This is a genomic window from Paraclostridium benzoelyticum, from assembly GCF_001006285.1.
GTDB lineage: Bacteria > Bacillota > Clostridia > Peptostreptococcales > Peptostreptococcaceae > Paraclostridium > Paraclostridium benzoelyticum.
In genome coordinates, this window is sequence record NZ_LBBT01000106.1 from 1 (window position 1) to 7108 (window position 7108).

A 7108-nucleotide genomic window follows, 5' to 3' on the forward strand; every position below is an offset into this window, starting at 1 on the left:
TTTATAATAAAAAAATTAAAAAAAATAAACAGTACATCGGATATGTGGGCAGAATTGAAGTGGAAAAAGGTTGGGAAGTTTTCTTGGATTGTATTAAACTACTTAAAGAAAATAATGAAATAAATAATAAAAATGTTATTATAGTTGGAAATGGAAAAGATAGTGAAAAACTAAATTTAAAAATAAAAGAATATAAATTAGAAGATATTATAGAGAGAAAACCATTAGTTTCTCAAAATGAGCTAAATAATTTATACAATGAAATGAAGATTTTTTGCTTCCCAACTTATAGGGAAAGTTTAGGGTTAGTAGCTATAGAGGCTATGGCATGTGGCGTTCCAGTTATAGGAAGCGATATAAATCCTTTAAAAGAATATATAAATCATGGAGAAAATGGATATTTATTTAAATGTGGAGATCACATGGACTTATATACTCAGATATCAAATTGCTTAAAAATAGGAAAGGAGAAAGAGATAAGATTAAGTAAAAATGCTATGAGAACATCTCAAGAGTATGAAACTTTAAAAGTGGAAGCAAAATTGAAAGTAATTTTTGAAAATTTAATAAGGTAAGGTAAATAATGATGGAAAAGTTAAAAATATGTTTTACAAGTTCATCTGGAGGACATTTTAATCAACTATTAATTTTGAGCGAAAAGTATAATGAATTTGAAAAATTTTTTATAACAGAAAAAACAAATTTTTCTCAGCAGGAATTAAAAAATGAAAAAAAATTTATGTTTAATGTTATAAATAGAAAAGAAAAAAATTTTAAAAAAAAATTTATTAGACTATCACTTAGTATTTTTAAAATCTTATTTAAAGAGAGGCCTGATTTAATAATATCAACGGGAGCCTTAATTACAGTACCAGTATGCTATATAGGTAAAATATTAGGTTCTAAAGTTATATTTATTGAAAGTTTTGCAAAAGTTAATAGTCCCACTCTTTCTGGAAAATTAGTTATAAAAATAGCAGATGAATTCATAGTTCAATGGAAAGAGTTAGAAAGAGAATATAACAATGAAAATAAAGTTAAATATGGAGGAACAATATATTGATTTATGTTACAGTAGGTACTCAAAAATTTAATTTTGATAGACTTTTATTATATATAGATAAAGCAATAGATAAAGGATATATATCTTCAGAGGTATATGCACAGATTGGGTACTGTACATATAAACCTAAAAATTATAATTATGAAAAATTCATTGATAAACAAACAATAGAAACATTAATAGATAAAAGTGAATTTGTAATTTCTCACGGGGGCTCTGGAAATATAATTGAAAATTTAAAAAAGAAAAAAAAAATAATTGTTATTCCAAGAGATGTAGATTTTGAAGAACATGTAGATAATCATCAATTTGAACTTGTGAATAAATTTGCAGAACTGGGTCTTATAATGGTGGCAAATGATGAAAAAACTTTTTTTGAAAGTTTGAAAAAAATAGAACAATTTAGACCATCAGATATAGATAAATATCTGGATCATTGTGAATTACTTGTGAAAATAATAGATAAATTTATATATAATAAATTTAAACATTTATAAGGGAGGTTAAAAAATGAAAATTGCAATAGCTGGAACAGGATATGTGGGATTAGTAACAGGCGTTTGTCTAGCGGAAGTAGGATGGAAAACAATCTGTGTAGATATAGATGAAGATAAAGTTAGCAAAATGAAGCAAGGAATATCTCCTATATATGAAAATGAGTTAGAAGAATTGATGAAAAAAAATTATGAGATTGGAAATATTGATTATACCACTGACTATAAGAGTGCATATAGGGGTTCAGATATAGTTATGATAGCTGTAGGAACTCCAGAAAGAAGTGATGGATCTGCTAATCTAGATTTTGTAAAGCAAGTAGCTAAGCAAATAGCTCAGACGGTTGAAAAAGATACTTTAGTAGTAATTAAATCTACTGTACCAATTGGAACAAATGAAGAAATAGAATTATATATGAGAAAAAACTTAGCTAATGATGTTAAAATAGAAGTAGCTTCTAATCCGGAATTCTTAGCGCAAGGAACTGCTGTAAAAGACACCTTAAATGCTTCTAGAATAGTAATTGGAGTAGAAAGTGAATGGGCTAAAGATAGGTTAATAACTATTTATAAGAAATTTAAACAACCTATAGTAGCTACCAATAGAAGAAGTGCGGAAATGATAAAGTATGCATCTAATGATTTTTTAGCTTTAAAGATATCATTTATGAATGATATAGCTAATTTATGTGAAATAGTAGGAGCTAATATTGAAGATGTAGCTAAAGGTATGAGTTTTGATAGTAGGATAGGTGATAAATTTTTAAAAGCCGGAATAGGGTATGGAGGATCTTGTTTCCCAAAAGACACAAAGGCACTACATTGGCTGGCTAATCATCATGATTATGAGCTTAAAACAATAAAAGCAGCTATAGAGATAAATGAAAGTCAAAAATTAAAACTTTTGAAAAAAGCTAGAAATATAGTAGACACATTTGAAGGATTAAAGATTGGTATTCTAGGATTGACTTTTAAACCTGGAACTGATGATATGAGAGCTGCTCCATCTATACCAAATATAACATATCTAATAGAAAGAGGTGCAAAAATTATAGCATATGATCCTGTTGGAATTGAAAATGCAAAAGTTATTTTTGGAGATAGTATACTTTATACAGAAAGTATAGATGAAGCTATTAAAGGTGCAGATATGTGCTTTATAATGACTGAGTGGGATCAAGTTTTAAAATATAATATAGAAAATTATAAAAAACTTATGAAAAAACCTATTGTATTTGATGGTCGTAATTGCTATGCAGTAAATGATATGAAAGAAAAAGGTATAGAGTATTACTCTATAGGAAGATAAACTAGGAATATAAAACAGAATTTCAATTAATTGAAATTCTGTTTTTTTTTGCAAAAAATGACATTATATGTTATATTTTATTAGTGAATGAAAAATTAGGGAGATATATAGATAATGAAAAAATACTTTATTTCTTTTTTGCTTGGATTCAGTTTATTTATGTTAACAGGATTTAATTCAAATGCACAAACAGACGAGATGAGTGCAGCATGGATATCAACTGTTTATAACTTAGATTGGCCAAGTAGTACTAGCAAAAACAATCCTCAAATGCAAAAACAAGAACTGATTAACATGTTAGATGAGTTAAAAGAAACAGGAATCAACACTGTTATTTTACAGGTAAGACCTAAAGCAGATGCATTATATAAATCATCTATAAATCCATGGTCTGATGTTCTTACTGGGACTGCTGGAAAAGATCCAGGATATGATCCTTTAAAATTTGCGATTGAAGAAGCTCACAAAAGAAACATGGATATACACGCATGGTTCAATCCATATAGAGTAACCACAAGTGGTACTGATTTTAACAAGTTAGCAGACAATAGTCCTGCAAGATTACATCCAAATTGGGTTGTATCGTATAATAATAAATTATATTATGATCCAGGATTACCTGAAGTTAGAGAACATATAGTTGATACAATAACTGAAGTTGTAAGGAATTATAATATAGATGGGATCCACTTTGATGACTATTTCTATCCAGATTCCAACTTTACAGATAGTCAAACTTATAATAAATATGGAAATGGTATGGAAATAGGGGACTGGAGAAGATCAAATGTAAATAATTTATTAAAAGATGTAAAAACCTATATAAAGTCAATTAAAACTAATGTTAAATTTGGAGTGAGTCCATCTGGAATATGGAGAAATAAATCAAGTGACCCAACAGGTTCGGACACAAGAGGTAGTGAAAGTTATTCTACTCAATATGCAGATACAAGGTATTGGATAAAAAATAATTTGATTGATTATGTCACGCCACAAGTATATTGGCCTATTGGATATTCAGTAGCTGATTATTCAAAATTAGTTAGTTGGTGGTCAAATGAAGTAAGTGGAAGTAGTGTGAATTTATACATAGGACAAGGTATATATAAACAAGGAACTGGAGATTGGGTAGGTCAGGATATTGCAGGACAAATAACACAGCAGATAAATTTAAATAGACAATATCCTAATATAAAAGGAAGTATGTATTTTTCTTCAAAGGATATAATTTGCAACGAAAAGCTTCAACAAGATCTTAAGTCTATATATAATAAGGTTAATATTAAAAATATTAAGGGGATAGATCGATATGAAACTGCTGTTGAAATAAGTAAAACAGGATGGCAAAATGGATCTAATACAGTGATTATAGCTAATGGAACGGCAATGTTTGATGGGATATCAGCAACCCCGTTAGCTACATGCTATGATTCACCTATATTGTTATCAAAAAGCAATGATTTAACTAATTATACAAAACAGGAAATTAAGAGATTAAATCCTCAAAATATAATTATAATTGGAGGAGAAAATGTAATAAAAAAGGATGTAATTAATCAACTAAATAATTTGAATTACAATTTTAAGATATCTAGAATTGGTGGCAGTGATAGATATGAAACAAATTTGATGATAGCTAAAGAAATTTCTAAGTATTCTAATGTAAATAAAGCATATATAGCTAGTGGAATCGGAGAAGCTGATTCTTTATCTATTGCTTCTTTTGCAGGTAAGGAAAAACAGCCTATAATATTGTGTAAAAAAGATATTATAAGTAAAGACACTTTAGAGTGGCTTAAATCAAAATATTTAAATACTGCATATTTTTTAGGAGGAGAGTTGGTTTTAGAAGATAGTGTAATAAAAAAAATTAATGAAATAACTAATGAAGATGTAAGTAAAAATAGATTGTATGGATTAGATAGACATGAAACAAACTCTAGAGTAATTGAGCAATTTTACCCAGAAGATAAATATAAATCTATATTTGTAGTTAAAAGTGATCCTTTAGCAGATGCTTTAACCTCAGGTCCACTAGCTGCAAAGTTAGGGATACCTATAATAATGGTTAAAGACCATTTAATTGATATGCAACGCAATATCTTACTTAATAAGTCATGTGATTTAATATATGAAATTGGAGGTCTAGTTCCTCAAAGTTCTATAGATGAAATTATAGATTTATTAAATTAGCCTAAATGAAAATCTATAAAATTAAAATAAAATGTACCCTTAGTCAAGAGTAATTAAAAAAAGACTAGGATATCATAAGATGATCCCTATATTGAGTAGGGGTCATCTTATTTAAATCCGACTGATATCTATAATTATTATGATAATCTATATATTGATTTATTTCATTTGTTGATAAATACGATCTTTTATTGTTATTGTAAGTTAGATAAGTTATGTCTGTTAGTAAAACCTTTTTGGTTATTCTTTGTTTAAATTCTCTATTAAGCAAATTAGGTAATACAGTATGTTCTTTTGTAGATTTTATCATTCTTCTATAAGCGTTAGCTTTTCTGATTGTACATTCAATATTGTATTTTCTCATAATTCTTCTGATTCTTTTTAAGCTATACACTAGGTTAAATTCGATTTTTAAAACTATTTCTAATTGTCTTGAACCTTTTGTCTTACGATTTTTAAAATTAAGTGATTTTAATAGAGTTTTTTTACATATGATCTTTATTATCTTCTTTATATAACTTTATTTCTTCTTCGGAGCTTGCATTTCTATTGTATCTAACTCACTCTCTGCTTTTAAAAGTTTTAATTTAACCTTTAATCGGATATATTTTTCTTCAACAGATAAATCTTTTGTACGAGACCTACCTGAATTTAGTTTTTTTATATGAAAGCCCTGCAATTCTATATTCTTTAAATATTTGTTTCGGTAACTTTCCATTAATATTTTCATTTATGAAAAATTTAAAAATTCTTCAGTATATGTAATTCATTTCATTGTTATATTTTTTACATATTTATTTTGGATAATAATTCTACTTCTTCACTTGTGAATAGTTTTTTATCTATGATTCTACCCATTATGTTGTTTACTTTATTATATACAAAAAAAACTATAGAGTAGGCTTTTTTTATTGTCCACTCTATAGGATACATTTTAAAATACTTCATAAGTTTTTATTCATTTGTCGGAATTTTATTTTCAAAAACAAAATCATGAAGTATAGTATTATTTATATCTGGATCAAATTGTAAAACCCAACCTGCATTACCTAGAATTCCTCCTTCACCAGGTTTAGGTGGGAATTCCATTTGAATCATACTAAAATTACCCATACTTAAAACTTTTGTTCCTAATGCAATTATTTGAGTAGGTTTCATATTTGTTTTTATATAAGGTAATAGAGTATCTATTAATGATGGATATTTAGATATAGATAAATCACTTATACTGTTAAAAATAGACTCCATAACTTCTCTTTGACGTCTATCTCTTTCAGCAGCGGTATCATTGTATCTAATTCTAGTATACCCTAAAGCTTGATATCCATTAAGTTTATGTGTGCCAGCATTAGTAATAAATTCTAAATCACCTTTATTTGGATTTTTATATAAATTGTAACTTTGCTCAGTATATTTTTTTAACTGAGAAAGTTCTCCCTCTTTTACATTTACAGAAACACCACCTATTTCATCTATAATACCCATAAATGAAAAGAAATCAACAGTAGCGTAATTTTGTATATCAAGTTCTAAATTTTTTTCAATAGTTTCAATTAATAAATTTATACCCCCGTAAGCATAAGCATGAGTTAGTTTTTGCTTACCGTGGCCTGGAATATCTACGTAGAGATCTCTTGCAAGAGATGTTAATTTGATGTTTTTATGGTTTTGATCTATAGTTAAGATCATCATAGCATCAGATCTAGAACCTTTATCGTTTTCGGTTCTACTATCAGTTCCAACTAACAATATATTGGTAATACCTTTTTCATTTCTATAATCTGTCTTATTTAAGGCTTTTATATCTGTATTTTTATCATATATACTATCTAATTTAAAATACACATAGCCAAATGCACTTGCTGGCAATAATACAACTAGTATTATTAGTGCTATAACAATTTTCTTTAGTTTCGACAAAGCAATCCCTTCTTTCTAACTATTTTTAGCGTACAACTAATTATATTAAACTATAGGAAGATATTCAATAGCGTAAATATTACAAAATACGTAACAAAATTGACATATTTAAAATTAAAATTTATAAAT

General features: G+C 27.3%; 6 protein-coding genes and 1 pseudogene. 5 read left to right on the forward strand and 2 right to left on the reverse strand.

All coding sequences use genetic code 11. The features are described from left to right. From VN21_RS04575 to VN21_RS04595, 5 genes are all read left to right on the forward strand, one after another. The coding region (locus VN21_RS04575) for a glycosyltransferase family 4 protein (RefSeq protein WP_046822257.1) at positions 1-575 on the forward strand (575 nt) is incomplete at its 5' end. An 11-nt stretch (positions 576-586) separates the two neighbouring features. Then, positions 587-1063 (forward strand): PssD/Cps14F family polysaccharide biosynthesis glycosyltransferase, encoded by a 477-nt coding sequence (gene pssD, locus VN21_RS04580; RefSeq protein WP_046822262.1) that lies wholly within the window; start codon positions 587-589, stop codon positions 1061-1063. Continuing rightward, positions 1060-1560, forward strand: a complete 501-nt coding sequence (gene pssE / locus VN21_RS04585; protein WP_046822258.1) for a PssE/Cps14G family polysaccharide biosynthesis glycosyltransferase — start codon at positions 1060-1062, stop codon at positions 1558-1560. The genes pssD and pssE overlap by 4 nt, the downstream gene beginning before the upstream one ends. 13 nt (positions 1561-1573) lie before the next feature. Next, complete coding sequence (locus tag VN21_RS04590) at positions 1574-2866, forward strand: UDP-glucose dehydrogenase family protein (protein WP_046822259.1); 1293 nt, start codon at positions 1574-1576, stop codon at positions 2864-2866. A 114-nt stretch (positions 2867-2980) separates the two neighbouring features. Beyond that, positions 2981-5059 carry a family 10 glycosylhydrolase gene (locus tag VN21_RS04595; RefSeq protein WP_046822260.1) on the forward strand — a complete coding sequence of 693 codons (2079 nt, stop codon included), beginning with the start codon at positions 2981-2983 and terminating at the stop codon, positions 5057-5059. Between the two features lie 64 nt (positions 5060-5123). On the opposite strand, the pseudogene VN21_RS18200 reads toward VN21_RS04595, so the two are convergent. Further along, positions 5124-5905: pseudogene (locus VN21_RS18200) on the reverse strand (IS3 family transposase). Between the two features lie 108 nt (positions 5906-6013). Beyond that, complete coding sequence (locus VN21_RS04605; protein WP_046822261.1) at positions 6014-6979, reverse strand: LCP family protein; 966 nt, start codon at positions 6977-6979, stop codon at positions 6014-6016. Positions 6980-7108 lie beyond the last annotated feature (129 nt).

Bases quoted from the DNA above. Each gene is read 5' to 3' on its own strand.
- VN21_RS04590 (WP_046822259.1), top strand. From the start codon at position 1,574: ATGAAAATTGCAATAGCTGGAACAGGATATGTGGGATTAGTAACAGGC.
- pssD (WP_046822262.1), top strand. From the start codon at position 587: ATGGAAAAGTTAAAAATATGTTTTACAAGTTCATCTGGAGGACATTTT.
- VN21_RS04595 (WP_046822260.1), top strand. From the start codon at position 2,981: ATGAAAAAATACTTTATTTCTTTTTTGCTTGGATTCAGTTTATTTATG.